Raw genomic sequence first — 24,619 nt, 5'->3', positions numbered from 1 at the left:
GCTCCAGCCCACGACGGTTACTCGTCCGCCAGCGTCTGCTCGGCACGTCGGACGATCTCTCGAATCGCGAGCCCGCTCTCGCGGGCGACCGCCGCCGCGTCGTCGTACTCCGCGCTCACGTCGTAGACCTCGCCGTCCGCATCGCTTGCGACTTTGACCGTGACGTCGTACTCCGCGCCGTCTACCTCGAGCGTCACCGTCTCGAACTCCCGCTTGGCGATCCACCGATGGGTCACACCGGCATCGCGAACGCCGAGAGTCCCGGTCTCCTCGGCCAGCGCTCGAGCGACGCGTTCCCGGTCCGCGGGCTTGCAGATGATCTTCACGAGGTGGCCGGGCCGGGACTTCTTCATCGTTGCGGGGAGGATCGACACGTCTCTCGCGCCCGCACGCGAGAGCGACTCCTGTAGCCCGCCCAGTACCTCGGGCGTCGCGTCGTCTAGATTGGTCTCGAGCACCGCGATATCGTCTTTCACCAGTCGCCCGTCGCCGGTTCCGACGAGCGCGCGAAGCACGTTCGGATGGGGATCGAGGTCGTAGCTGCCGGCGCCATAACCTGACGCTTCGATGTCGAGCGCGGGCAGCGAGTCGACGCCGTCGGCGAGGTGGCCGAGGATCGCCGCGCCCGTGGGCGTCAGCAGTTCGGCGTCGACCGGCCCGCCGCGCAGTGACCAGTCGGCTCGCTGGGCGATCTCGACGACCGCCGGCGTCGGGACGGGGTACTCGCCGTGGCTCATCGACACCGTCCCGCCGCCGGTCGCCAGCGGCGTCGTGACGATCCGATCCGGCTCGAGGTCGTGTACCAGCGCCGCCGCGCCGACCACGTCCGCGATCGCGTCGTCGGCCCCGACCTCGTGGAAGTGGATGTCCTCGAGGGCCTCGCCGTGGACGCTGGCTTCCGCCTCGCCGAGCAGTTCGAAGATTGCGAGCGCGTCGCGTTCGACCGCCGGCTCGAGGTCCAACTCTGCGACGATTTCGCGGACCTCGACGTAACTGCGGTGTGGCCCGTGGCCCTCGGCGCGGACGCCATCGTCGTGATCGTGCCCGCCGTGGCCGTGCCCGCTCGCGTGGTCGTCCTCATCGTGATGGTGGCCGTGCCCGCCGTCGCCGGACTCGTCGGTCCCGTGATCGCGTTCACCGTCGGCCGAGTGGCCCTCCGAGAGGAACACGTCGACCGCCGTCGCGGCGATCCCGCACTTTTCGGCGTCGTCGATCCGATACTCGAGGTCGAGGGCGTCCGTGATTGGCTCGAGAACGTCGGGATCGGCGCCGGCATCGATGAGGGCGGCGAGGAGCATGTCGCCGCTGGCACCCATCCGGCCGTCGAAGGCCAGGATTCGCATACCTACCCTGGTGCGTGGAAGCCGCAAAAACCCTCCCCTCTTGGTCGCTCGAGGGGGTGTCGATAGGGCTAAAACCCTCCGAGTCCGGTACATCTTTGTAGCGTCCCGACTTAAGTATCTATGGTATCGACTAGCACAGAAATGTGGGCTAACACAAAACATATCCGCTCACGAATCGGAGACATTGACATCGCCGTCCATCCCTAAATCATGAATGAAGTCCAACTGGAGGTTGCCAAGGCGTACCCGAACGACTCGGGTCGTGGTATCGCCCGACTCGACCCGGACACATTGCTGCATCTGAAGCTCAGTCCGGGCGACATCATCGAAATCGAGGGCGCAGACACTACCGCAGCGAAGGTCTGGCGCGCAGATCGGCAAGACTGGAACACCGACACCGTCCGCATCGACGGGTTCACCCGCCAGAACGCCGATGTCGGTATCGGCGAGCGGGTGACGATCCGCAAGGCCGAAGCGACGAAAGCCGACAAACTCACCCTCGCGCCGCCGGAGGAAGCGTCGGTCCAGTTCGGCTCCGACGCCGCCGGCATGGTGAAACGACAGATCCTGAAACGGCCGGTCGTCGGCCGCGACATCGTCCCGGTGATGAGTTCGACGAACCATCCGTTCATGCGCTCGCCGGGGCAGGCGATCCCGCTGATCGCCGTCGAGACCGAACCCGAAGGGGTGGTCCTCATCACCGAGGACACCGATGTCGAACTCCGCGAGGAACCCATCTCGGGCTTCGAGAAGACCGGGGGCGGGATAACCTACGAGGACATCGGCGGCCTGCAAAACGAGATCCAGCGGGTCCGCGAAATGGTCGAACTGCCGATGAAACACCCGCAGATCTTCAAGAAGCTCGGCATCGAGCCGCCCCAGGGCGTCTTGCTCCACGGCCCGCCGGGCACCGGGAAGACGCTACTCGCGAAGGCAGTCGCCAACGAAACCTCCGCTAGTTTCTTCTCTATCGCCGGCCCGGAGATCATCTCGAAGTACTACGGCGAGTCCGAACAGCAGCTCAGGGAGATCTTCGAGGACGCCACCGAGGAGTCGCCCTCGATCATCTTCATCGACGAACTCGACTCCATCGCGCCCAAACGCGAAGACGTGACCGGTGAGGTCGAGCGCCGCGTCGTCGCCCAGTTGCTGACGATGATGGACGGCCTCGAGTCCCGCGGGCAGGTCATCGTCATCGCGGCGACCAACCGCGTCGACAGCGTCGACCCCGCCCTGCGCCGCCCCGGTCGCTTCGACCGCGAGATCGAGATCGGCGTCCCCGACGAGACGGGCCGCGAGGAGATACTCCAGATCCACACCCGCGGAATGCCGCTGTCCGACGACGTGAGCCTCGGTCACCTGGCCGACGAGACCCACGGCTTCGTCGGGGCCGACATCGAGAGCCTCACCAAGGAGGCCGCGATGAAGGCGCTCCGGCGGTACCTCCCCGAGATCGATCTCGACGAGGAGGACATCCCGCCGAGTCTGATCGACCGGATGATCGTCAAGCGCGAGGACTTCCGCGGCGCGCTGAACGAGGTCGAGCCCTCGGCGATGCGGGAGGTCCTCGTCGAACTCCCGAAGATCTCCTGGGACGACGTTGGCGGCCTCCACGACGCCAAAGACCAGGTCCAAGAGTCCGTCGAGTGGCCGCTTTCGACCCCAGAGCGCTTCGAACGGCTGGGGATCGATCCGCCGGCCGGCGTCTTGCTGTACGGGCCGCCGGGCACCGGGAAGACCCTGATGGCGAAGGCCGTCGCCAACGAGACGAACGCGAACTTCATCTCGGTGCGCGGCCCGCAACTGCTCTCGAAGTGGGTCGGCGAGTCCGAGAAGGCCATCCGCCAGACCTTCCGCAAGGCCCGTCAGGTCTCCCCGACGGTCATCTTCTTCGACGAGCTCGACGCGCTCGCGCCGGGACGAGGCGGTGAAACCGGCTCGAACGTCTCCGAGCGGGTCGTCAACCAGCTCCTGACCGAACTCGACGGGCTCGAGGAGATGGGCAACGTGATGGTCATCGGCGCGACCAACCGGCCGGACATGATCGACCCCGCATTGTTGCGCTCCGGTCGGTTCGACCGGCTGGTCATGATCGGCGAGCCCGATGTCGACGGTCGCGAACGGATCCTCGAGATCCACACGCAGGACACGCCGCTGGCCGCGGACGTCACCCTCCGCGAGATCGCCGAGATCACGGACGGCTACGTCGGCAGCGACCTCGAGTCGATCGCCCGCGAGGCGGCCATCGAGGCGCTGCGCGAGGACGAGGAGGCCGATGTCGTCGAGATGCGCCACTTCCGGCAGGCCATGGAGAACGTCCGGCCGACGATCACCGACGACATCTTGGACTACTACGAGCAGATCGAAGAGGAGTTCCAGGGCGGCTCCGCGGGCGGCCCCGACCCGACCGGTCGCCGCGGCAGCCGGATCGGCTTCCAGTAACGCGAGCGCCGCTTCGACCCGCTTTCGCGTTTCGTTTTCGTCTGATTCGACCCCCGTAGACTTTCGTCGCAGCGTCGCTACCGCTCGTCGGTCGCTTCTCGAGCGCCCTCGAGATGCCGCCGTTCGATCCGAACCTCGGAGGCCTTCTCGTTTGCCGTCTCGGGGTCGTACGCGTCTGCGACCTCCCGAATCGCCCGCATGGAGGCGTCCCTGACCAGCGCCTCGAGGTCGGCCCCGGTGTAGCCCTCGAGTTCCGCTGCGAGGTCGTCGAGATCGATATCGTCGTCGAGTGGTTTCCCCTCCGCGTGGACTGCGAGGATCTTCTCGCGGGCCTCCCGGTCGGGCTCGCCGACGAAGACGTGAGTGTCGAGTCGGCCGGGGCGCAACAATGCGGGGTCGATCTGGTCCTTGCGGTTGGTCGCGGCCAGCACGACGAGGTTGGGGTTCTCCCGCATTCCGTCGAGTTCCGTCAGCAACTGCGAGACGACGCGCTCGGTGACCTCGTGGCCTTCGCCGCGGGCGGCCGTGATGGCGTCGATCTCGTCGAAGAAGACGATCGAGGGAGCCGACTGGCGGGCACGCTCGAACACCTCGCGGATCGCCTTCTCGCTCTCGCCGACGTAGCGGTCGACGATCTCGGGGCCGTCGACGCGGACGAAGTTCACGTCGGTCTCGCCAGCCAGCGCGCGGGCGAGTAGCGTCTTCCCGGTGCCCGGCGGGCCGTGTAAGAGGACGCCGGAGGGGGGCTCGGTGTTCGTCTCCTCGAAGAGCCGGTCGTATATCAGCGGCCACTCGACGGACTCCCGAAGCGTGTCCTTCGCGTCCTCCAGCCCGCCCACGTCCGCGAAGTCGATCGTCGGCGACTCGGCGACGTACTCGCGCATCGCCGAGGGCTCGACGGACGCCAGCGCCGCATCGAAGTGTGTCTTCCGAACTGTCGGATTCCGGTTCCACTCGCTGCGCTCGTCGGTCTCGGTCGGGCGGTCGCGGATGGCGGCCATCGCGGCCTCGCTCGCGACGGCATCTAGATCGGCCCCGACGAAGCCGTGGGTCCGCCTGGCGATGGCGTCGATATCGACATCGTCCGCGAGGGGCATCCCGCGAGTGTGAACCTCGAGAATCTCGTGCCGGCCCTCCTCGTCGGGGACACCGATCCCGATCTCGCGGTCGAACCGCCCGCCCCGCCGGAGCGCCGGATCGATCGAGTCGACGCGGTTAGTCGCGCCGATGACGATGACTTCGCCCCGGCCGTCGAGGCCGTCCATCAGGGTCAGCAGTTGACCGACGATCCGGTTTTCGGCGTCGCCCTCGTCGTCGCGCGTGCCGGCGATCGAGTCGATCTCGTCGAAGAAAATAATCGTCGGCGCGTTCGCTTCGGCGGTTTCGAACACCTCGCGGAGGCGCTCCTCGCTCTCGCCTTTGTACTTCGACATGATCTCCGGGCCGGAGATCGTCTCGAAGTTAGCATCGACCTCGTTGGCGACGGCGCGGGCGATCAGCGTCTTCCCGGTGCCCGGCGGGCCGTGCAGCAAGACGCCTGACGGCGGCTCGACGCCCAGTCGCCGGAATAGGTCCGGCTCCGACAGGGGAAGCTCTATCATCTCCCGGACGAGCTCGAGTTCCTCGTCCAAGCCGCCGATGTCCTCGTAGGTGACGCTCGAACTCGGCGTCGCGTCGGCTGCCTCGACTCCGGAACCGGCATCGGCGGTGGCCGACGGCCCTGCCGATCCGTCGGACTGCCGGTCGCGGTCGGCGGCGCCGCTCCGGTCTCCGCTCGAGCTCGAGGCGTCGCCCGATTTCCCGTGGGGATCGACGAGCCGAACCGTCGTCGAACTCGTGATCCGCACGTCGCCGCCGGGGTCGGTGTCGGTGACCCGGAATGGCTGTTGGTCGATGCCCTCGATCCGGACCTGCTCGCCGGCTCGAACGGGGCGATTGCGTAGTCTCTCCGCCGCGCCGTTCTCGGCGGCCCGCCGCTGGCTCTCGGTGAGCCCCGGCGGCGCGGCCAGCGTGATCCGGGCTGCGTCGACGATGGTCGACTTGTCCTTCGGCCGGACGGTCACCGTATCGCCGACGTGTGCACCCGCGTTGGCGCGGGTGTCCCCGTCGATCTGGATCGCGTCCTCGGGGACCGACGGATCGGCCGGCCACATCTTGGCGATCGTCGTCTCGTCGCCCGCAATCACGACGGCATCGCCGCTCAGGATGCCGAGCCGGCGCCGCGCCGCTTCCGGTATCCGCGCGACGCCGCGACCCGCGTCCCCTTTCTCGGCGGCCTGTACCGACAGCGTGACGCCGCCCGAGTCCGACGAACTCATGTCCGTTCCTTTCGGCCGGGTCGCCTTGAGAATTGTCCCATCGGCGACCTACGGCAGTGAGACTACAGGGCGTTCTCGAGTAACCGATCGATTCCGCGGCGGAGTCGCTCGGAGGCCGACGGTGCCGAGATGCCCAGTCGATCGCCGACCTCCTCGGTCGAGGCCTCCCGCGGGACCGCGAAGTAGCCCGCCTCGCGGGCGGCGACCAGCGCCTCGTACTGCTCGCGGGTCAGCCCGAAGGGCGGATCGTCGGTCGCGGACTCCCGGGTGAGTCGCTCGAGTTTGAAGGTGCCGCCGCGGTCGGTAACGAACGCTCGGTACTCCGCGAGGGCCTCCCGGTCGGGAAACCGCGCCCGCCCCCACCAGCCGTCGACGGTTACGATCCCGCCCAGCGGCGTCGTTCCGAGTTCGACGAACTTCCGATAGATCGGCAGCGGCGGGTCGCGCAGCCTGATTCGGTACGTCGACCCGCCGTCCGCACCGTCGATCGGCGTCTGCGTCTCGACGGTCGGATCGCCCTCGAGCGCGGCCCCGAACTCCTGGTCGGCGTCGTCGACCGCCCGGCAGAGCACGACCGGTCGATCGGGGTCGTCGACCAGAATGCGGTCGATGTAGACCGTGATCTCCGGGACGGCCGCCACCGCGTCCGTCAGCGGCAAGTCGGGCGAGTTGACCTGATACTCGGCGATGAGTCCCATGCATGTGCTTCGACCCCCGCCTTACTTAAATACCCTAGCTGATGAGATACAAGACCATCGGTCACCGGCACATATGTTCGGATCAGAATGGCCACTGACGAGCCACCGATGCAACTCGAGACCGGAATCCGATCGCACAACTACTACCGAAACGCCGTCGAGAAACACTGGGACCCCCACGAGATCGACCTCGAGGCGGACCGCGAGGGGGTCGCCGAACTCCCCGACCCGGCGTTCGAGGGGCTCAAGCAGTCGCTCGCCTTGTTCGGCGCGGGCGAGGAGTCGGTGACGGAGGACCTCGCGCCGCTTGCAGTCGTCCTCGAGGATATCGAAGACCAGATGTTCCTCACGACACAGCTGTATGAGGAGTCGAAACACACCGACTTCTTCGACCGGTACTGGCGCGAAGTCGTCCGTCCGGAGGAAGAGCGCCGCGGACAGGAGCTGTCGTCGCCGACCGACGAGAAGTGGTTTAACGAGCCCTACGACGAGCTGTTCGAGCGCAACGAGCGAGCGATGGCGCTGCTGCTCGAGGAAGACACGCCTGAAAACCGCGCGAAGGCCCACTGCCACTACCACTTGACGATCGAGGGGATTCTGGCCCAGACCGGCTACTACGGACTCACGCTGGCCTACGGCGAGAACGAGCCCGAACTCCCCGATCTGCCGGGACTGGTCGAGGGGCTCAAACTGGTCCGCAGCGACGAAGGCCGCCACGTCGGCTTCGGGATGGCGAAACTCAAGGAACTCGTCGCCAGCGGCGAGGTCGACGCTGACGTGCTCCGCGAGACGGTCGACGAACTCGTGCCGCTCGTCCAAGAGAGCCTGGCGGGCGACGGCGGAGCCAGCGCCGAGGGCGGCCCTGGCCCGAGCCCGTCCGATCTGGCCGACTACGCGTACACGAAACACGAACAGCGAATGCGCCAGATCACCAGCGCGAGCGAACAGATTCCGGACGTCGAGGAACTGACCGAACTCGAAGCCTGAAGGGTCACTCACCGAGTTTCCTCGTTTTTCGCGCGGCGAAACACTCGGAGAAACGCCTTTTGTCGTCCGTGTGCCATCGCGTACTATGGTAGTCCAGACCAAACCCGACGACGCCACCTGGTACGAGTGCGAGACCTGTGGGCTACTGTTCGACGAGAAGTCGGACGCGACGGAACACGAGGACCGCTGCGACGGGGACGATCCGTCCTATATTCAGTGAGGCGTCGCTCGAGTCACCCGAGCCGGCCCCGGTGCTCGGCCGCCAGCTCGCGGGCCGCCTCGAGCGTATGGGTTTCCGTCCAGCGGACGCGGTCGCCGTCGCCGTAAGCCAGCGCGGTCTTGAGTTCGTCCCGAAGGACGCCGTGATCGACAGCCAGCACGGTCCCTGAGCCGTCGCCGAGTTCGTAGACGCCGGGCCGATCCGGCGCGCCCGCGACCGTCTCGCGCTCGAGGTCGCGCCAGGGTTTCTGCAGCGGCATCAGTTCTCGTCGTCCCCCACGGCGTCGTCCGCGCCACCCCCCGTGGTGTCGTCCCCGTTGCCTTCGACGAGTTCGTAGGCGTGTTCGCTCATCTCGTCCTCGGCGAAGACGAAGACCCGCCCGTCGACGACCGAGAGGTCGGCCGCGACGCGGACCGAATAGGCCTCCGTCGCGACGGTGACGCCCGGGAACAGCTCCTCCTCGTCGTCGCGGTCTAGCATGACGCGGCCGACGCCGGTCGACTCGAGGATGTCGTCGTGGGTGTTCCGATCGTTGACGTAGGTCATGACGCCCTCGAGGCCGTCGGGATCCGTGACGAGGACGTGAACCTCCTTGCCGGGCGGGGTCGTGACCGCGTCCTCGACGGGTTCGGGCGGACCGTGATAGAACACGTCCCGGCCGTCCAGATACTCGACGACGACGCCGCCGTCGACGAGGTCGACCCCGATCGTGCTCGGGGCGACGTCGTTCCGTGCGCTCATGGCCGTCCGTTCGGTCGGACCGGGGAAAAGGAATCCGTTCTCGGAGCAGTCGCGCCGCGGCGAGGTCTTCAGTATGGTCCCGCGGATCGTCAGCCGTAAGTACGCCCTCTGAGAGTACTCCCGTATGGACGGCCGTGCTGTCGCACCCGCAGCCGGGACGGTGCTCAACGCGCTCGCGACCGGGACCGGCTCGGCGTTCGCGATCGACCTCGAGACGACGGCGACCGTCGAACTCACCGACGACGGCGAGGTCGTCGGCGAGGTCGCCGGCCAGCCCGAGGCCGACACGACGCTCGTAGAACGCTGTGCCGAGCTGACGATCGCCGACTACGCCGAGCAGGCGGGCCTCGACGAGTCGACGGTCGGGGCCCGCGTCCGAACCGAGAGCGAGGTCCCGATGGCTTCCGGGCTGAAGAGCTCCAGTGCCGCGGCCAACGCGACGGTGCTCGCGACCCTCGACGCCCTCGAGATCGGCGACGCGGTCGAACGGATCGACGCCTGTCGGCTCGGCGTCCGGGCCGCCCGCGACGCCGGCGTAACAGTGACTGGCGCGTTCGACGACGCCAGCGCGAGCATGCTCGGCGGCGTGACGGTGACTGACAACACGGCCGACGCGTTGCTCGCCCGCGAAGAAATCGACTGGCAGGCACTGGTCTACACGCCGCCGGAACAGTCCTACAGCGCCGACGCCGATGTCTCGGCCTGCGAGCGGGTCGCGCCGATGGCCGACCTCGTCGAGGAACTCGCGCTCGAGGGCCGCTACGGCGAGGCGATGACCGTCAACGGCTTCGCCTTCTGTGGCGCGCTCGAGTTCTCGACGGGCCCGATGATCGACGCCTTGCCCGACGTGGCCGGCGTCTCGTTGTCGGGGACCGGGCCGAGCTACGTCGCCGTCGGCGACCGCGAGACCCTCGAGACGGTCCGAGAACGGTGGGACGAGCGCGACGGAACGACACGATTACTGCGGACGCGAACGGACGGAACACGAACGACATGACTCGAGAGCCACAGCATGCGGCGACGGACGGGGGTACAGACGAAGACCGAACACCCGACGAGATGAGCCTCGACGAGTTGCGCGAGGAGATCCGGACGATCGATCAGGAGATCGTCGAACTGATCGCCCAGCGGACCTACGTCGCGGACACGATCGCGGCGGTCAAAGACGAACAGGGACTGCCGACGACCGACGAGAAGCAGGAACAGCAGGTCATGGAGCGCGCGGGCGACAACGCCGAGCAGTTCGACGTCGACGCGAACCTGGTCAAGGCGATCTTCCGGCTCCTGATCGAATTGAACAAAGTCGAGCAACGGGAGAGTCGCTGAACGCCCTCAGTTCACCGCCTTCGACAGCTCAGCCCCCGCCTTGAACTTCACATCCCGAGACGCCCGACTCGCACTCTCCACGTGAAGCACCGGCGCATCCACCGCCACGTGTTTCAACTCAATGTCATACGTCCGCTTCCCTGGCCGCTTCCGAATCCCTCCAGCCACACCACTCGAAAGTACCTCAGACTCGACCAATTCATCGACCGTCCCCGAATCAATCCGCGCCCCACGCCGACCACGCTCACCCGATACCGACCGCTCGACTAAGTCACCGATCCCGTCCCCATCACCGTCGTCGCCGATAGCATCATGCCCAACAGGAACCACCGGCGTCGCTCCAGCCATCGACAACACCGTCACCGAATTCTCGTACAGCGCCGCCTCATCGAGAACCCACCCGCCCGTGTACACGAGCTGGTCATCACTCCGACACTGCTGTACGTACAACAACGCAGGGAACGGATGCGGACACTCCGGCGGCTGCACCATCACCTGTGCGACAGTGAACGTAGGAGCGAGGATATCGGCCGACGGGTCCTCCCCACCCGACGTACGAGCCCACACTCCCGGCCCACACGGGTCATCATCCGCGACGGCAGCACACACCTTCGCTGGCCCACCACCAGTTTCGGAGGGGCGATTGATGACAGCCACCATCTCATCACTCCCTCGAACGATCTGAAGACTACCACCCGTCGCCGTCGGTCCCGTGATGTCTGCCGCCAAGTGAGGCGAAGTCCCACACACCGCACCCGGGTACACAGAAGCATCAGAATCATCACAATCCCCCGCCCCATCCCAAGTGGCCTTCGAATCACCCCACGCGTACACTCGACCCCCGCCGTCAGACTGCCCCGTCACGTACTCGATGAACCGTTCAGGCGTCACTTCCTCCGCGATACTCCCGGCCCCACCCGGAACCTCCGCATCAGGCAGACAGACTGTAAATCGCTCACCAACAATCGGTTTCCCTTCCAGATACGCCAGAAGCGCGGCATCCTCGTCAGCATCCGACACCCCATCCCCGTCAGAGTCATCGTCCGACGACCGCGTCCGGGGCCTGTTACTCCGCGACGAGTTGTAATCCGTCGCCATCACCGCAGCCGACGTGACCCACCCCTCCAACTCGACTTCCCCCGACAACAACCCCGATCCACCCGACAGCGTCGGCGTCAACCGACTCACGTGCGGTCCACCGCGAGCCATCTCAAACGTGACTTCCGTCTCATCGTCATTCCACTCCACACCCGCAAACACCGCCGCGGGCGACGATCCCGTATTCGTCACCGACGACGCCACCCGATTCACACACCCAGCGAGCGACCCAACCGCGCCGGCACCGCCCATCGCGAGGAGGCGACGGCGACTAATGGTATCGTGTGGCACATTACGTGGGGTGCCGGTAGGTCTTCGTGAACTCATAGTGAAATACTGAAAGAGCGGCATAAACATAAGTATAGTTATAATTCTGGTTGGGAGTTTTTCTCTCCAGAAACCAACGACTGGTCTTCTGTGTACAGTCTCCTCTAGTCGAGGGGGTCGCCCTCCGTCTTGTCAAGGACTATCGATCTACTAGAATGTCTAACAAGAGACCGGCTCCCGACGTGAAATAGCAGCAATCGATGCGCAAAGGACGGTACGTTTCCGCCACCTGAACAGGGTGGAGCAACGGGAAAGCAGATAGCACCTCACGCACTGACAACCCTATACGACCGTACTTCGAGGCCATCCCTCTCATGAAGGGCGTGCAGCGCTTCGGTTCGGCGGACCGCCGCTCGTAAGCGTCCCTCACGCCTCACCTCTGGTCAAAACGAGAGGCCGATCGGCCGATCGCTCCGTCTCGAGACCGCACGAGCCGCCTCGGTCCCCAGTACCAGACGACGGCGAGCGTCGTGGCCCCGAACAGGGCCACGAACGCGAGGCTGGCCGGGTCCGACTCGAGGATCGGGAACATCCCCTGCGCCCAGTTGAAGGAGGTGTGAAAGAGGAGCGCAGGGAGGAGGCTCGCGTTCGTGTTATTGTACACCCACGTCATGAGCACGGAGAGCAGCGTGATCGAGACGGCGAAGCCGAGGAACGGCTCGCGGTAGTAGAGCGTTTCGCTCGGCACGAAAAAGAGGGGGAGGTGCCAGACCGCCCAGACGAGACCGACGGCGACGCCCCCGCCGACCGCGGTCAATCGGTCCTGCAGGGGATCGAGTAAGTAGCCGCGCCAACCGAACTCCTCCTGTACCGGACCGCCGAGGAAGAGGATGAACGCGAACGCCACGGGGAGCACGATGGGGTTCCCGGCCCAGGGGAACGACGGGACGGTTCCGGTGAGCGCCGCGACGGCAAGCGATGCAGCGACGACGGCCGGCGCGAGACAGAGCGCGGGGAGCAGCCAGCGCGTCGGATAGTCAAGACTGACGGCACGACCGGCGAGTCGACGAGCGCCCGCGGTGCCATCGACGTACGTGACGAGGACGAACGCGGCGATCGTCGGCCCGAACGCGCCGACTTGCGGGAGCTGGGGGATGCCCTCGAGCAGTCCGGCCTCGCCGAGCGCTTTCGGCACCCAGACGCCCCACGACCAGCCGAACGTCAGCAGGAGAAATACCGTCACGCCGCGCCGCCCCGGGAGCCCGTCGCCGGTGTCGGATCCCTCGCCTCGCATGCGTTCCCAGTTACAGCGCAGCGACATATAGCCCAGGGCACTGCTTCAGGACGCGGGATTTCCGCGGGTCGCAGGCGGTGCGTCGCGGCCCCAGTCGTTTTCCCTGCCGCCGGGGTTGTCGTTCCCATGGTCCTGCCGATCCGGATGGGGTGGCGACACCTCCTGTTCGCCAACTGGCCGCTCGAGCCGGCAGTCGTCGCCAGTCACCTGCCGCCGGGCCTCGAGCCCGATACGTACGAGGGGCGGGCGTGGCTCTCGGTCGTGCCGTATCGCAACGTCGACGTTCGGCCGCGCGGGGTGCCGGCCGTCGCCGGCTTCGCGTTGCCGGAACTCAACCTCCGGACGTACGTCACCTGCGACGGCGAGCCGGGAGTCTACTTCTTCAGCCTCGATGCCCAGGGGCTACTCGGAACCGTCGGGGCGCGGCTCTTTCACCACTTGCCGTACTACTACGCTCGGATGACGTTCCGAAGCGCCGACGGCGGTATCCGCGTGACGAGCAAGCGGCTTCACCCCGGCGAGCGGCCGGTGTCGTTCGACGCGACGTACGGACCGACGGGGCCGGAATTCACCGCCGAGCCCGGGTCGCTGGCCGCCTTTCTGACCGAACGATACCGCTTCTACACCGAGGACCCCGCCGGTCGCCTCCGGTACGCGGACATCGACCACGACCCCTGGACGCTCCACGAGGCCGACGTGACGGTCCGAGAGAACACACTGTTTCACGCGAACGGCTTCGCACCGCCCGACGGGGAGCCGGTCTGCTACTACAGTCCCGGCACGGATATCGCCGCAACGCGGTCTCGTCGCTGGCGGTGATCCGAACGAACGCTCGGTGCTCGGCGGCCGACGCGAAGAAAGGACGGTACACTGATTTGACAGTGCGTCCAACCGACAGCCGATCGCAGTGAAACTACTCGAGTACGCCGTCAGGCGGGAGTGGCCGCCGGTCGTCGGCGCGGCCCTCTTCGTCTCCCTGTTGGCCGCCGGATACTACTACAATCTCACGTTCGTGCAGCTCGGGCTGTTCGATCTCGGCGTCAATCGCGTCGGAATGACCCACACCGCGGTATCGCTCGGCATGGCGCTGCTCGCGCTGCTGGCGTTTTGCAGCGCCGTCGCGACCGGCGTCGCCCTCGACCGGACCGGGTGGAGCCGCGACCTGCTGGTCAAACTCCGGCTCGTACTCGGGGTCGTCCTCACCCAACTCGTTCTCACCGCCGCGGCGCCGTTCGTCGCCGCGCCCGCCCACTTCTTCGCGTGGATCGTCGTCTGTGCGCTCTCGCTGGGCGTCGGCATGCCGACGACGCTCAGCCTGACGATCGATTTCGTGCCCGTCCGCGATCGGGGCTACGTGGCCGCCGCCGTCGCCGGACTCTCGTTTTTCGTCGCCGCGATCTATCCGCTCGAGTGGTCGGTCGAGGAGTTCAGCCTGGTGATGGTCGCGGCGATGGTCCCGGGGTCCGTCGCCATCGGCGTTCTCGCGTCGGGACGCGTCGGTCTCGTGGAGACGCTCGCCGAGCAACACGAGGAGTTCGGGGTCGGCCGGTTCTGTCGACCCGATCCCGTTCGAACGCGGAGTCTGCCGTTCTGGACCCTCGTCGCCCTGCTGTTCGGCGTCTTCTTCATCGATAGCCTCGGCTTCCTCCGGCTCGTCGAGACGCCGACGTACATCTTCACGTCGTGGCAGTCGCCGGACCTCCGCGTTCGATTGTTCATCGCGTGCGCCCACGTCGTCGGGGCGGCGATGGCGGGCGTCCTCTATACGAACTTCGAGCGGCAGTGGCTGTTCCTGTGGGTCCTCGGTCTGTTCTCCTTTACCCACCTACTGTACACCTTCGACACTCGAGTCGCGGGGGCCGGCGAGCCGCCCTTGCTCCTGCCGTTTTTCTACGTGCTCGCGGTCAGCTTCTATACGACGTTGAACTTCGCGCTGTGGCCCGATCTCTCGACGCCCGAGACGATCGGCACCCACTCCGCGATCGGCCTCGGGATGGCCGGCTTCCTCGCGACCTTTCTCAGCACCGGCGTCGCGCTGTACTTCCGAGCGCTCGAGGTATCGCTGTCCGACCACCTCTCTATCGTCAACGCCCTGGCGTTGCTGTTGTTCGTCGGGCTGGCGGTACTGCTATACGTGCGCCGGATGATCGTCCTTGCACGCGCGGAGACCACATGAGACCGGAACTCATCCCGCTGCTCGTCGTGGCGCTTCTCCTGCTCTCGGCGGGCGGGGCCGAGGTCGACCGGGCCGAGATCCTCCTCGACGGCGATCACGCGGCAGACGACGCGGAACGTGCGGTGATCGTCGGCGACGCGACGCTGACCGTGCCGGCGAACGCGACCGTGTCGGGACCGATCTACATCATCGCGGGTGAGACGCGAATTCGAGGCACCGTCGACGGGGACGTCGTCCAACTCGCCGGCAACCTCACCGTCGACGAGGGCGCGGCGATCGATGACGAACTCCGCCTCATCGGCGGCGAGCGAACCGTCGCGCCGGGCGCGTCGATCGCCGAGCGAACGTCTTTCGAGCCGGTCTCCCGGGACGCTTCGCCGCTCGCGACGGTCGTGACCTTCGCCGTTCAGTCGCTACTCGTGGGGGCGGTGGCGTTCGGGTTCGGCCGGCGGAAGCCGACTTTGCTTCGAAACGTCGGGGATTCGATCACCGACCACACCCTCGTCAGCGCCACCATCGGGCTGCTCGCGAGCGTGACTGCCCTCGCGCTGTTCGTCTTCATGGCGTTTACGCTGATCCTGCTTCCGGTCAGTCTGTTGGGCCTGCTCGGCGGGCTGTTCGTCGTGAGCTACGGCTACGTCGTCTACGGCTACCTTCTCGGCCGTCACCTCCCGTTCGAGCGACCAGGGCTCGCGTCGGCCGCCGGTACCGTCCTCTTTCTGGGACTCCTGCGAGCGCTCTCCTGGCTCCCCATCGTCGGCACCTGGGTCGGACTCGCGCTTTCGGTCGTCGGGGTCGGCGCGACGCTGATCACGTACTTCGGGCTCAGCGAGTTCGAACCCGTCCAGCTACCGAAGTAGCGTGTTCCGCGCGCCCACGCGGAAGTCGGTTGCGCGGTTTCGCTGCCCCTCCTGTGCCCCGTCTCCCTTCTTGCGAAATGGGATCGCTGTCGTCCCTTTATTGACGACCCCGGCGTAGGAAGCGTGGGTCACCATGGTTTCCATTCTCGTTCCGTACGGCACCGGTGAGGGACAGACGGCGAGGGTCGCCGATCGCATCGCGTCGGCTCTCACGGACCGCGGCCACGACGCCACGACGATAGACACCGACGACCTCCCATCCGACCTCTCGGTCGACGATTTCGACGCCGTCTGTATCGGCGCGTCGATCCACATGGGTAAACACCAGTCGTCGGTCCGAGAGTTCGTCGACGACAACCGCGACGCCCTGGCAGCGCGGCCGACGGCGTTCTTCCAGTTATCGATGTCCTCGGCCGTCGACGACGAGGAGCGACGGGCCGAGGCCGCGGGCTACGTCGACGAATTCCTCGAGGAGACCGACTTTCACCCCGACCGGATCGGCCTTTTCGGCGGGGCGCTTCGCTACTCGAAGTACGGCTTCGTCAAGCGGCTGTTGATGAAGCGGATCGCCAGGGACGCGACCGGTGATACCGACACCTCTCGAGACTACGAGTACACCGACTGGCACGAGGTCGAGGCCTTCGCCGCCGACTTCGCCGCGTTCCTCGAGCAGCGCCTCGGCGTGGCTCCGCCCGAAGCTGCCGGCGGCGGAGAACGCAACAAGGCGGGAAGCGATGAAAATGGGGGCGACGGAGACCTGATCGAATGAGCGCGTCTCGAGGCGCGTTCCCGCGGTCGCTCGTCGTCGCGTCGCTCGCGACGCTGGTGCTGACAGTCGTCGCGACGGTCGTCGGGCTGTTCGTCTCCGACTTCTACCGTGACGCGCCGGTGTTGCTCCCCCAACTGTACGGACAGGATCTGCTGACGCTGCTCGTCGCCGTGCCGGCGCTGGCCGCGTCGCTGTTGCTCGCGATTCGGGGGTCGCTGCGGGGATACGTCTGCTGGCTCGGGGTGACCGGCTACCTGCTCTACACCTACGCCTCCTACGCGTTCATGACGGCGTTCAACGAGCTCTATCTCGTCTACGTGGCGCTGCTCTGGCTGACGCTGTACGCGTTCGTCGGGGGGATGATCCGGCTCGACGCGACCGCGCTGAAACGCGCCGTCGGGGAGGGATCGGTTCGCCCGTACGTCGCGTTCCAGCTCCTGTTCGTCGCGTTGATCGCGTTCGTCTGGCTGTCGGAGATCCTCGGCGCGCTCGCTGCCGGGACGGTCCCCGAGAGCGTCGCGGCGGCCGGGCTCGAGACCGCCGTCATCTACTCGCTCGATCTCGGTATCGTCGTGCCGGCCGTCGCGCTCTCGGCGCTCTGGCTCCGCGAGGGGCGGGCGTGGGGATACGCGTTCACCGCGGTCCTGCTGGTCAAGATCGCGACCCTCGGCGGGGCCGTCTCGGCGATGGCGTTTTTCATGGTTCAGGACGGACAGCCCGTCCCGGTGGCCCAACTCGTCATCTTCGGCGGGATCACGGTCGTCAGCGCCCTCCTGCTGGCCCGATTCTTCCTCGCGATGGGGTCGGGGACGGGCCAGTCCCCGCTCGAGTCGACGACGGACGCGAAGAGCGAGGTCTAGCCGCTCAGGGCGTCGTCTCGGGGGACACCGCCGCGTCCTCGATCGGCGCGGCCATGAGGTAGCCGCCGAAGGCGAGCAACCACAGCATCGCTGGGTAGACGATCATTCGCTCCGTTCCGCCGTGGCCGATCGGGCCGAACGCCGCTACGTTGCCGGCGTCACCGATCGCCATCAGGACAACGAAGGCGATGCCGACGACGCCAGCGAATATCGAGATGACCCTCATAGGGCCGGCGAGGCGGGTGCCGCTGCCGATCGCTTCCACGTTGAAAAACAGGAACGCGACGAGCGCGAAGAGCCCGTGCAGGCCGCCGGCGTCGAGCGGGAAGACGCCGGCGCCGATCGCACCGACGCCGGCGAGGACGTACACCGACAGGAGCCACCGACTGCCGTGGGTCCGGTAGAAGGCGTAGCCGCCGATCACGTTCAACAGTCCGACGACGACCAGCGAGGCGTTGAACAGGAGTGCCGTCTCGGCGACGACGCCGAGGTCGCTGATCGCGCCGCCGCCGAAGTCGTAGTCCGGCGCCATCGCGGCCCCGAGCATGATGACGATCATGAACTGCGCCGCCAGAGCGAACAGAGCGAGCCCCGCGAATCGCTGACTGCCATCCCCGGGTGTCTCTTCCTCGACGAGCGATTGCGCTGTAGCCATCGTTGGTCTCCGTCCTACTAGTCCGTCATCGGGTAAAAAACTGCGAGTGGTGATCGGGGAACCCGCCCTTGTTCGGACGAGCCGTCGCTCCCGACCCGCCCGCCACTCTAGGCGGCGATGAAAAACCCGGAACCGGTAACATCCCACGTTTCTTCCACCGTCTCGCCGTAGCACTCGATATGATCGGGTTCGAGACGCCCCACACCGGAGTCGCGCTACGGGACGGTGGATAACGTGACGGACTCGGACCACAAACCGGCCGCCGCCGGCGAGCAAACCCCGACGCCGGACATCCTCGAGTCGGTGATCGAATCCGGCCAACACGAGATGCAGCGCGAACCCGAGGGGCTCCTCCTCTCGGGATTCTCCGCCGGGCTCGACATCGGCTTCGGACCGTTGCTGATGGCGGTCCTGCTCACCCTCTCCGACGGCGGATACGGCGACCTCGGGACGGAACTGCTGCTCGCGAGCGCTTACGCCGTGGGGTTTATTTTCGTCATCATCGCGCGCTCGGAGCTCTTTACCGAGCACACGACGCTCGCGGTGATGCCCGTCCTCGACGGCCGCGCGTCGGCCGGGAACCTGGCTCGCGTCTGGGGACTGGTCTGGGTCAGTAACGTCGTCGGCGGTGCGGTGTTCACGATCTTCGTCGTCGTGCTGGTGCCCGACTTCGGAGTCGCTTCGCCGGACGCGTTCAGTACGATCGCTCACCAACTGGTCGACCACGGCGTTCGCTGGCTGTTCGTCGCCGGTATCCTCGCGGGCTGGCTCATGGGACTGGTTGCGTGGTTGGTCGCCGCCGCACAGGAGACGATTAGCCGGCTGGTCATCATCTGGCTCGTCACCGCCTCGATCGGCATGCTCCACCTCCCGCACTCGATCGCGGGCAACGTCGAGGTACTGTTCGGACTGGTCGTCTCGTCCGATATCACCGTCCTCGACTACGCGGAATTCCTCCTGTTATCCACCGTCGGCAACGCGATCGGCGGCGGCGTCTTCGTCGCCCTCCTGAAATACGGTCACGTGGTCCGCGGCGGCGGTTGAGCGTTGCTCTGACGGTCGAGGCGAGTGAGAGCTGCAAGAAAACGGCCGCTCGAGCCTACAGCGCCGACTCAGTACTCCCAGAGACGATCGATCCGCGACTCCACCTCCGCGTACTCGTCTCGGAGCGCCTCGAGGTCGGTTTCACCGTTCACGTTGATCACGTGGACTTCACCACGGCGACCGCCGTATACGTCCTGAAAGTCGTACACGACGCCGACGACGTCGACGCCGTCGGGCACGTCGTCGCTCTCCTCGAGGAACGCGACCTGTCGATCGACGTTGTACTCGACGAGGTGATTGATCGCGTCCGCGCGAGCGATGCCCTCGGGAAGCCGGTCGACGCCCGACTCGAGGTGCGGCTTCAAGAGCTCGAGGCAGTGGGTGATCCCCGCCGGCTCGGAGACGCCCTCGATCAGGTCATCGTAGGTCGCCGTCACCGCTCCGCAGCCGGTGTGGCCGACGACGACGATCGTCTCCGTTCCCGTATGCGCGACCGGGTAGAGCACGTCGCCCGAGACCGCCGTCCCGGACTCGGTTCGCTGCACGACGCGGTTGCCGATGTTCCCGCACGTGAAGATCTGCCCGGGCTCGCCGTTTCCCCACATCGCGTCCTGCAGTACTCTCGAGTCCGAACAGCAAACGGTGACGACGTCCGGCCGCTGGGACTCCTGTACGTCGTCGAACGCCGACTGGTGGGCCTCGGCGTGGTCGGCGTTGCGCTCGAGCAGCTCGATGAATACCTGTCGCATACCTGAACGAGCGGCGTCGCCGAATATAGTTCCAGTCTTTTGAAAGGGTTCACGGACGAGTTTCGGCGGTGCGGATGACGGTCGGTGACAGAGACGACGGATTGGAAGTGTGGAATGATCGGCGCTCGAGGGTAAGCAGCAACGAACGAACGGTCGTCGGTTTTTTCTGGAGATCGAACTGTTCTGGCGTCTGTTTCGTGTTCCGCACCCTGATGCGGCGCAAGCGATCGGAGACGGGAGCCGTTCTGTCCGTTAGCGAATCGGTAAAACAGGTCTACCGCAACCTATAGCCAAACCGGGACGAGATCGCTGAGAACGCACTACCTCGCTTCGGGCGAACGGTAATACCGTGTTTCCACGTGTCGGGCGGACAATGAGTGATACAGAAAGCTTATTACGGACTTGTGTAAAGAAGCGATTACCCCTACCCGGTGTGAGCTTACCCGTCAGTTCGGGAGTTTGATGCTGGCGGTCGGCTCACTCTCCAGGTGAATTGCGCGCTAACTAATCGAAAAACGAAACTAATACATAACAAATGACAAACGAAACGACCTATCGCGAGAAAGGACGTGCAGTCGTCCTGGCAGCGCTTATGGTCCTCTCTGTTGTTGCCATGTCCGCGGCGTTCGCGGGCGGTGCGGCAGCAGCATCACATTCAGAGGCAGATGCAACGCTCGACGTGGGTAATATTGCTGGAAATGATACCTGGGTCGGACAGCAGGTGAAAATCACGAACATCAGTTCGCCCGCTGACCTGATGCAGAACGGCGAAAGCGTCCAGAGCATTCGTGTCAACAGCACCGCCAACACGGCGATGCTCGACACGAGCTCTCTCAGCGAAGGCCGATACTACATCAAGAGTGATGGGTATGAAACCGGATCCTTCTGGATCAACACCCACGAGATCTCCACCGAGTTCTCGAGTGACTCCGCCCGACAGGGTGACAGCGCTACCCTCGAATACGACGACGTGAGCGACGCGCCTCGTCCGGACGGCGACACCAACGTCTCCGTGACCGGTACGTACGAGGGCGAGGATCTCACTGAGGACGAACTCGGTAACATCTTCGGGAGCTCGGCCGAAGGTGAAGCAAACGACGGCGCAGTCCTGCTCAGTGGTCTCAACCCCGATCAGGACCTCACTGCGTCCTTCGCTAGTGACCAGGACCTCGGTAACTACACGTTCACGTTCGACGTGACCGATACGACGGCCGAGGACACCGCCACCGTCACCGTCGAGAATTCGGTTAGTGAGGATGTCTCCTTCGATAAGACGACCTACACGGGCGTCACTGGAGACAACGTTGAGGTCGGTATCGACCTCACCGCCACCAACGGCGCATTCCTCCAGATCAAGCACGAGGACACTCTCGTCGGCAACATTACGCTCAGCAGCATCGAAGAAGAGGACGTAACTGTCGTCGTTAACACGTACAACGGAGACGTGAAAGTCCTCGACAGCGAAGGTGAAGTCATCGCAACGCAGGCTGACAGCGAAGTCGATGTTGACCAGCTCAGTGGTAACGCGCCGCTGCCAGCAGTCGAGTACGATGTTGAGGCCTATCTCAATCAGGGCGACGCGGACGTCACGGACGCTGCAGTGCTGATCCTCAACGAGCGGTCGACTGACTCGATCAAGACGCACGTTGCACCATCTGACCTCAGCATCAGCGACGATGCTGCGGACTTCCTCGACTCGGCGACCCAGGATGACACCGTCGCAGACGGTGACTACCTGATCACGCAGGTTGAGGCATCCGGTGTTTACGGCTACCTGACGACCAACGACGCCCTGAACAACAATCAGGGTCTCCGTCTCATCTACGAGCAGCAGAACGTTGGCCCGTTCGGACAGAGTAATCAGTTCAACCTCACTGACCTCCACACCAGTGACTACCAGATCCACCAGGACGCCGAGAACGAGACGTTCTACGTGATCTTCAACACTGACAACGGCAACGTGTCGATGGAGGAGGCTCAGCAGTGGAACGCCGAGTTCAAGATCAACGAAAGCAACGAGTACATCGACAGCAGTGACGATGTCCAGAGCGTCGACACGAACGTCGATGTCGAAGCGCCTAACGTTGAACTGAACGGTCAGTTCACCGAGGACGACCAGCTGCAGGTCTCGAACAGCGCCGAGTCTCAGGTCAGCGCTGACACGAACCTTGCACCTGGCACGGAAGCCAGCTACTACATCCGCTTCCAGACCCAGGTCTACGAGCACCAGACCACCGTCGACGCGGACGGCATGATCTCGGCCACGTTCGACTTCAGTGACCGGAGCGCCGGCGAGGAGATCAAGACGGTCCGCATCTCCGCTGCTGGCGAGAAGGCTCAGTCTAGCGGTGTCGTCGTCGAGAGTGGCGACCAGCCCGAGACCACGATCGAAGTCTCCGGCGACGCCCCCGCGACCGTCGAGAAGGGCGCTGACGCCTCGCTCGACGTGAGCGTCAGCAACACTGGTGACTCCAGCGAGTCCGTCGACTACCACGTCACGATCAACGGCGAGGAAGTCGACAGCCAGACGCTCGAGCTCGAGGCCGGTGGCGAGCACACCGACAGCTTCGAGATCAACACGAGCGCCACGGGCGACATCACGTGGGAGGTCCACGCTGGTGACCAGTCCGACTCCGGTACCGTCACCGTCGAGAAGGCTGATGGCGACTCCGGTAGTGACTCCGGCAGCTCCGACTCCGGTGGCGACAGCGGCTCGGACTCCGGTAGCGACTCCGGCAGCTCCGACTCCGGTGGCGACTCCGGTGGCGATGACGGTGACTCCGGCAGCTCCGGCACGCCCGGCTTCGGTGTCGGCGTCGCTCTCGTCGCTCTCCTCGGCGCGGCCATGCTGGCCCTGCGCCGCCAGGACTAAGCCATAGAACCACCGGCCTTCGGCCGGCCCTCAACTTTCGCGGTTTCTTTTATCGGACGCTATACCGGAGAGCGGCAGCGCTCGCCGTTCGATACGAAACTCGAGGCTCAGCACGGATCGATCCCGCTCAGTTCCGACGGTCGCCGATGAACATCTCCCTCGAGCGACCGCAGTAACCACGGTGAGTGCTTGACTACTGGAGACCGATCGATCGCACGAGCGACACTATCGGTCTGGAGTCGCTGACTCGGAACAGCTCGGCGTCTGCCGATGCGTCTCCCCAGTTCGTGGTGATCGGCCAGCACAGGGACAAGCCCAACGGTGCGCACTGACGGCCTGCTGAGGGTTACTACCCGAGCGCGGATTGACCGTTAGCAGCGGCTGTACGGACCAGCGACCGTTGAAAGATCGAGCAGATCGAAGCGGAAGAGCTGCCAGAAGAGCTTTCGATTAGTGCTGCGCGGGGACCGTCTCCTTTCCTCAGTCGTCGGCCGCGGCCGGCTCGGCTTCTTCGGCGCTCGAGTCGGCTCGTTCGAGATCCTCTAAGTATTCGTCGGCATCGAGGGCGGCTTTCGAGCCCATCCCGGCCGCAGTCACGGCCTGCTGGTAGTGGTAGTCGACGACGTCGCCGGCGCCGAAGATGCCGGGAACGTGGGTCTCGGTCTGGCCGCCGCCGTCGCCGCCCTTCGTTTTGAGGTACCCCTCGTCGTCCATCTCAACGCCGGTGTCAGCGAGGTAGTCGGTGTTGGGGGTGTGGCCGATCGCGAAGAAAACCGCGCCGACGTCGAAGTCGAACTCCTCGGTTTCGGGGTCGTCGAGGCGGTCGGTGGGATGGCCCTCGTCGTTCTCGACGAGGGTGACGTGGTCGACGCCGCCCTCCTGAGAGCCGTGGATCTCGATCAGTTCGGTGTTTTTCATGATCTCGATCTCGCCTTCCTCGACTTTCTCGTGAACGCGGTCGATCCAGTAGTCCTCGGCGCGGAACTCCTCGCGGCGGTGGACGAGATAGACGGTGTCGGCGAACTTCGTGAGGAAGGTCGCTTCCTCCATGGCGGCGTCGCCGCCGCCGACGACGAGCATGTCCTCGCCGCGGAAGAACGCGCCGTCACAGGTCGCACACGTCGAGAGGCCGTAGCCCATGAGTTCGTCCTCGCCGGGGACGCCGAGCGTGCGGGCGCTGGCCCCTGAGGCGGCGATGACGGCGTCGGCAGTGTAGACATCCCCATTGGTGAACTCGACCCGGAACGGCTGACTCGAGTTGCCACCGGAGTGCGACGCGTTCCGGTTCGCAGTCGAGCCTTGTTCGACGCGCTCGACGGATTCGATGATACCGTTTTTGAGCTCCGCGCCGAACTGTTTGGCCTGCTCTTTCATGTTGTTGACGAGCTCTGGGCCGCCGATCCCGTCGGGGAAGCCGGGGTAGTTAGCCACGTCGGTGGTCAGGGTGAGCTGTCCGCCGGGCTCGTCGCCCTCGATGACGAGCGGCTCGTTGTTCGACCGGCCGGCGTAGATCGCCGCGGTGAGTCCGGCGATACCGGTGCCGGCGATGATGAGTTTGCGATGTTCGACGATATCGTCGCTCTCATCGCTCGCGATACCGAGCTTATCGTCGAGTTCGCCGGTTTCATCGAGTGCGCTCGTGTCGTCCCAGCCGCCGATCAGTTCGTCGTCGATGAATACCTCGGGTGCGGTTTTGCGGCCGTCTGCGCGCTCGACCATCTCCTCGAAGAGGTCGTCGTCGCCGGTGACGTTGTACGTCTCGTACTCGACGCCCTTGCTGTCGAAGAGGTCCTTGGCCTTCTCGCAGTAGGGGCAATCCTCCTTGGTATAGATCTCGACGCGCGGCTGGTCGCTCATGTCTCTTGGTTGGGATAGAACGCCTAAACCGATTGCGTTCTCA

General features: G+C 65.4%; 22 protein-coding genes and 1 pseudogene. 13 read left to right on the top strand and 10 right to left on the bottom strand.

Going from position 1 to position 24,619, the window contains the following annotated elements; genetic code table 11:
- Positions 1-17 precede the first annotated feature (17 nt).
- Complete coding sequence (larC, locus tag NKH51_RS08745) at positions 18-1,343, bottom strand: nickel pincer cofactor biosynthesis protein LarC (RefSeq protein WP_254764970.1); 1,326 nt, start codon at positions 1,341-1,343, stop codon at positions 18-20.
- 210 nt (positions 1,344-1,553) lie between these two features.
- Here larC and NKH51_RS08740 point away from each other — a divergent pair, with 210 nt between their 5' ends.
- Positions 1,554-3,785, top strand: coding sequence for a CDC48 family AAA ATPase (locus NKH51_RS08740; RefSeq protein WP_254764968.1), 2,232 nt, complete (start codon positions 1,554-1,556; stop codon positions 3,783-3,785).
- A 77-nt stretch (positions 3,786-3,862) separates the two neighbouring features.
- Here NKH51_RS08740 and NKH51_RS08735 read toward each other — a convergent pair whose 3' ends face one another.
- Positions 3,863-6,103, bottom strand: coding sequence for an AAA family ATPase (locus NKH51_RS08735; protein WP_254764966.1), 2,241 nt, complete (start codon positions 6,101-6,103; stop codon positions 3,863-3,865).
- A gap of 62 nt (positions 6,104-6,165) precedes the next feature.
- Positions 6,166-6,801: a helix-turn-helix domain-containing protein gene (locus tag NKH51_RS08730; RefSeq protein ID WP_254764964.1), complete on the bottom strand. Its 636-nt coding sequence runs from the start codon at positions 6,799-6,801 to the stop codon at positions 6,166-6,168.
- Between the two features lie 87 nt (positions 6,802-6,888).
- On the opposite strand from NKH51_RS08730, the gene NKH51_RS08725 reads away from it, so the two are divergent.
- Both NKH51_RS08725 and NKH51_RS18815 read left to right on the top strand, forming a co-directional pair.
- The gene (locus tag NKH51_RS08725) at positions 6,889-7,788 is read left to right on the top strand and encodes a ribonucleotide-diphosphate reductase subunit beta (RefSeq protein WP_254764962.1); all 900 of its coding nucleotides are present in this window, start codon (positions 6,889-6,891) and stop codon (positions 7,786-7,788) included.
- Between the two features lie 85 nt (positions 7,789-7,873).
- On the top strand, positions 7,874-8,008 hold the full coding sequence (locus NKH51_RS18815) for a DUF7128 family protein (RefSeq protein WP_256527523.1): 135 nt from the start codon (positions 7,874-7,876) through the stop codon (positions 8,006-8,008).
- Between the two features lie 13 nt (positions 8,009-8,021).
- Here NKH51_RS18815 and NKH51_RS08720 read toward each other — a convergent pair whose 3' ends face one another.
- Positions 8,022-8,267, bottom strand: a complete 246-nt coding sequence (locus NKH51_RS08720) for a DUF7508 domain-containing protein (protein ID WP_254764960.1) — start codon at positions 8,265-8,267, stop codon at positions 8,022-8,024.
- A complete protein-coding gene (locus tag NKH51_RS08715; RefSeq protein WP_254764958.1) occupies positions 8,267-8,749 on the bottom strand; it encodes a DUF5796 family protein in 483 nt (160 codons plus the stop codon). The genes NKH51_RS08720 and NKH51_RS08715 overlap by 1 nt, the downstream gene beginning before the upstream one ends.
- A gap of 124 nt (positions 8,750-8,873) precedes the next feature.
- Here NKH51_RS08715 and NKH51_RS08710 point away from each other — a divergent pair, with 124 nt between their 5' ends.
- Positions 8,874-9,746, top strand: coding sequence for a shikimate kinase (locus tag NKH51_RS08710; RefSeq protein ID WP_254764956.1), 873 nt, complete (start codon positions 8,874-8,876; stop codon positions 9,744-9,746).
- A complete protein-coding gene (locus NKH51_RS08705) occupies positions 9,743-10,075 on the top strand; it encodes a chorismate mutase (protein WP_254764954.1) in 333 nt (110 codons plus the stop codon). The genes NKH51_RS08710 and NKH51_RS08705 overlap by 4 nt, the downstream gene beginning before the upstream one ends.
- A gap of 6 nt (positions 10,076-10,081) precedes the next feature.
- Here the strand turns inward: NKH51_RS08705 and NKH51_RS08700 are convergent, their stop codons facing one another.
- Positions 10,082-11,323: a hypothetical protein gene (locus NKH51_RS08700; RefSeq protein WP_254764952.1), complete on the bottom strand. Its 1,242-nt coding sequence runs from the start codon at positions 11,321-11,323 to the stop codon at positions 10,082-10,084.
- Between the two features lie 550 nt (positions 11,324-11,873).
- Positions 11,874-12,734 carry a CPBP family intramembrane glutamic endopeptidase gene (locus NKH51_RS08695; RefSeq protein WP_254764950.1) on the bottom strand — a complete coding sequence of 287 codons (861 nt, stop codon included), beginning with the start codon at positions 12,732-12,734 and terminating at the stop codon, positions 11,874-11,876.
- A 126-nt stretch (positions 12,735-12,860) separates the two neighbouring features.
- On the opposite strand from NKH51_RS08695, the gene NKH51_RS08690 reads away from it, so the two are divergent.
- The 5 genes from NKH51_RS08690 to NKH51_RS08670 all read left to right on the top strand — a co-directional run bounded on the left by NKH51_RS08690 (position 12,861) and on the right by NKH51_RS08670 (position 17,399).
- On the top strand, positions 12,861-13,553 hold the full coding sequence (locus tag NKH51_RS08690; RefSeq protein ID WP_254764948.1) for a YqjF family protein: 693 nt from the start codon (positions 12,861-12,863) through the stop codon (positions 13,551-13,553).
- An 88-nt stretch (positions 13,554-13,641) separates the two neighbouring features.
- Positions 13,642-14,910, top strand: a complete 1,269-nt coding sequence (locus NKH51_RS08685) for a hypothetical protein (protein WP_254764946.1) — start codon at positions 13,642-13,644, stop codon at positions 14,908-14,910.
- Positions 14,907-15,770, top strand: coding sequence for a DUF8173 domain-containing protein (locus NKH51_RS08680; protein ID WP_254764944.1), 864 nt, complete (start codon positions 14,907-14,909; stop codon positions 15,768-15,770). The genes NKH51_RS08685 and NKH51_RS08680 overlap by 4 nt, the downstream gene beginning before the upstream one ends.
- A gap of 133 nt (positions 15,771-15,903) precedes the next feature.
- The gene (locus tag NKH51_RS08675) at positions 15,904-16,539 is read left to right on the top strand and encodes a flavodoxin domain-containing protein (RefSeq protein WP_254764942.1); all 636 of its coding nucleotides are present in this window, start codon (positions 15,904-15,906) and stop codon (positions 16,537-16,539) included.
- Positions 16,536-17,399 (top strand): hypothetical protein, encoded by an 864-nt coding sequence (locus NKH51_RS08670; RefSeq protein WP_254764941.1) that lies wholly within the window; start codon positions 16,536-16,538, stop codon positions 17,397-17,399. Before NKH51_RS08675 ends, NKH51_RS08670 begins: the two co-directional genes overlap by 4 nt.
- Positions 17,400-17,403: 4 nt before the next feature.
- Here the strand turns inward: NKH51_RS08670 and NKH51_RS08665 are convergent, their stop codons facing one another.
- Positions 17,404-18,054 (bottom strand): DUF998 domain-containing protein, encoded by a 651-nt coding sequence (locus NKH51_RS08665; protein ID WP_254764939.1) that lies wholly within the window; start codon positions 18,052-18,054, stop codon positions 17,404-17,406.
- Between the two features lie 234 nt (positions 18,055-18,288).
- Here NKH51_RS08665 and NKH51_RS08660 point away from each other — a divergent pair, with 234 nt between their 5' ends.
- Positions 18,289-19,098 (top strand): formate/nitrite transporter family protein, encoded by an 810-nt coding sequence (locus NKH51_RS08660; protein WP_254764938.1) that lies wholly within the window; start codon positions 18,289-18,291, stop codon positions 19,096-19,098.
- 68 nt (positions 19,099-19,166) lie between these two features.
- Here the strand turns inward: NKH51_RS08660 and NKH51_RS08655 are convergent, their stop codons facing one another.
- Positions 19,167-19,847 (bottom strand): carbonic anhydrase, encoded by a 681-nt coding sequence (locus tag NKH51_RS08655; RefSeq protein ID WP_254764936.1) that lies wholly within the window; start codon positions 19,845-19,847, stop codon positions 19,167-19,169.
- A 535-nt stretch (positions 19,848-20,382) separates the two neighbouring features.
- On the opposite strand from NKH51_RS08655, the pseudogene NKH51_RS18910 reads away from it, so the two are divergent.
- A pseudogene (locus NKH51_RS18910) lies at positions 20,383-20,484 on the top strand (surface glycoprotein); the annotation flags it as partial.
- Between the two features lie 120 nt (positions 20,485-20,604).
- Positions 20,605-22,719 carry a BGTF surface domain-containing protein gene (locus tag NKH51_RS08650; protein WP_254764934.1) on the top strand — a complete coding sequence of 705 codons (2,115 nt, stop codon included), beginning with the start codon at positions 20,605-20,607 and terminating at the stop codon, positions 22,717-22,719.
- 480 nt (positions 22,720-23,199) lie between these two features.
- Here NKH51_RS08650 and NKH51_RS08645 read toward each other — a convergent pair whose 3' ends face one another.
- Positions 23,200-24,576 carry an FAD-dependent oxidoreductase gene (locus NKH51_RS08645; RefSeq protein WP_254764933.1) on the bottom strand — a complete coding sequence of 459 codons (1,377 nt, stop codon included), beginning with the start codon at positions 24,574-24,576 and terminating at the stop codon, positions 23,200-23,202.
- Positions 24,577-24,619 lie beyond the last annotated feature (43 nt).

Origin of the sequence: Natrinema marinum (genome assembly GCF_024296685.1) — an archaeon.
In the GTDB taxonomy this organism is placed as follows: Archaea; Halobacteriota; Halobacteria; order Halobacteriales; family Natrialbaceae; genus Natrinema; species Natrinema marinum.
Note: the sequence above shows the minus strand (reverse complement) of the source record. Positions and strands in the feature narration are given on the sequence as shown.

Coding starts and splice junctions, on each gene's coding strand:
- larC (WP_254764970.1), bottom strand. CDS start 1,343: ATGCGAATCCTGGCCTTCGACGGCCGGATGGGTGCCAGCGGCGACATG.
- NKH51_RS08740 (WP_254764968.1), top strand. CDS start 1,554: ATGAATGAAGTCCAACTGGAGGTTGCCAAGGCGTACCCGAACGACTCG.
- NKH51_RS08735 (WP_254764966.1), bottom strand. CDS start 6,103: ATGAGTTCGTCGGACTCGGGCGGCGTCACGCTGTCGGTACAGGCCGCC.
- NKH51_RS08730 (WP_254764964.1), bottom strand. CDS start 6,801: ATGGGACTCATCGCCGAGTATCAGGTCAACTCGCCCGACTTGCCGCTG.
- NKH51_RS08725 (WP_254764962.1), top strand. CDS start 6,889: ATGGCCACTGACGAGCCACCGATGCAACTCGAGACCGGAATCCGATCG.
- NKH51_RS18815 (WP_256527523.1), top strand. CDS start 7,874: ATGGTAGTCCAGACCAAACCCGACGACGCCACCTGGTACGAGTGCGAG.
- NKH51_RS08720 (WP_254764960.1), bottom strand. CDS start 8,267: ATGCCGCTGCAGAAACCCTGGCGCGACCTCGAGCGCGAGACGGTCGCG.
- NKH51_RS08715 (WP_254764958.1), bottom strand. CDS start 8,749: ATGAGCGCACGGAACGACGTCGCCCCGAGCACGATCGGGGTCGACCTC.
- NKH51_RS08710 (WP_254764956.1), top strand. CDS start 8,874: ATGGACGGCCGTGCTGTCGCACCCGCAGCCGGGACGGTGCTCAACGCG.
- NKH51_RS08705 (WP_254764954.1), top strand. CDS start 9,743: ATGACTCGAGAGCCACAGCATGCGGCGACGGACGGGGGTACAGACGAA.
- NKH51_RS08695 (WP_254764950.1), bottom strand. CDS start 12,734: ATGCGAGGCGAGGGATCCGACACCGGCGACGGGCTCCCGGGGCGGCGC.
- NKH51_RS08690 (WP_254764948.1), top strand. CDS start 12,861: ATGGTCCTGCCGATCCGGATGGGGTGGCGACACCTCCTGTTCGCCAAC.
- NKH51_RS08680 (WP_254764944.1), top strand. CDS start 14,907: ATGAGACCGGAACTCATCCCGCTGCTCGTCGTGGCGCTTCTCCTGCTC.
- NKH51_RS08675 (WP_254764942.1), top strand. CDS start 15,904: ATGGTTTCCATTCTCGTTCCGTACGGCACCGGTGAGGGACAGACGGCG.
- NKH51_RS08670 (WP_254764941.1), top strand. CDS start 16,536: ATGAGCGCGTCTCGAGGCGCGTTCCCGCGGTCGCTCGTCGTCGCGTCG.
- NKH51_RS08665 (WP_254764939.1), bottom strand. CDS start 18,054: ATGGCTACAGCGCAATCGCTCGTCGAGGAAGAGACACCCGGGGATGGC.
- NKH51_RS08655 (WP_254764936.1), bottom strand. CDS start 19,847: ATGCGACAGGTATTCATCGAGCTGCTCGAGCGCAACGCCGACCACGCC.
- NKH51_RS08650 (WP_254764934.1), top strand. CDS start 20,605: ATGCAGAACGGCGAAAGCGTCCAGAGCATTCGTGTCAACAGCACCGCC.
- NKH51_RS08645 (WP_254764933.1), bottom strand. CDS start 24,576: ATGAGCGACCAGCCGCGCGTCGAGATCTATACCAAGGAGGATTGCCCC.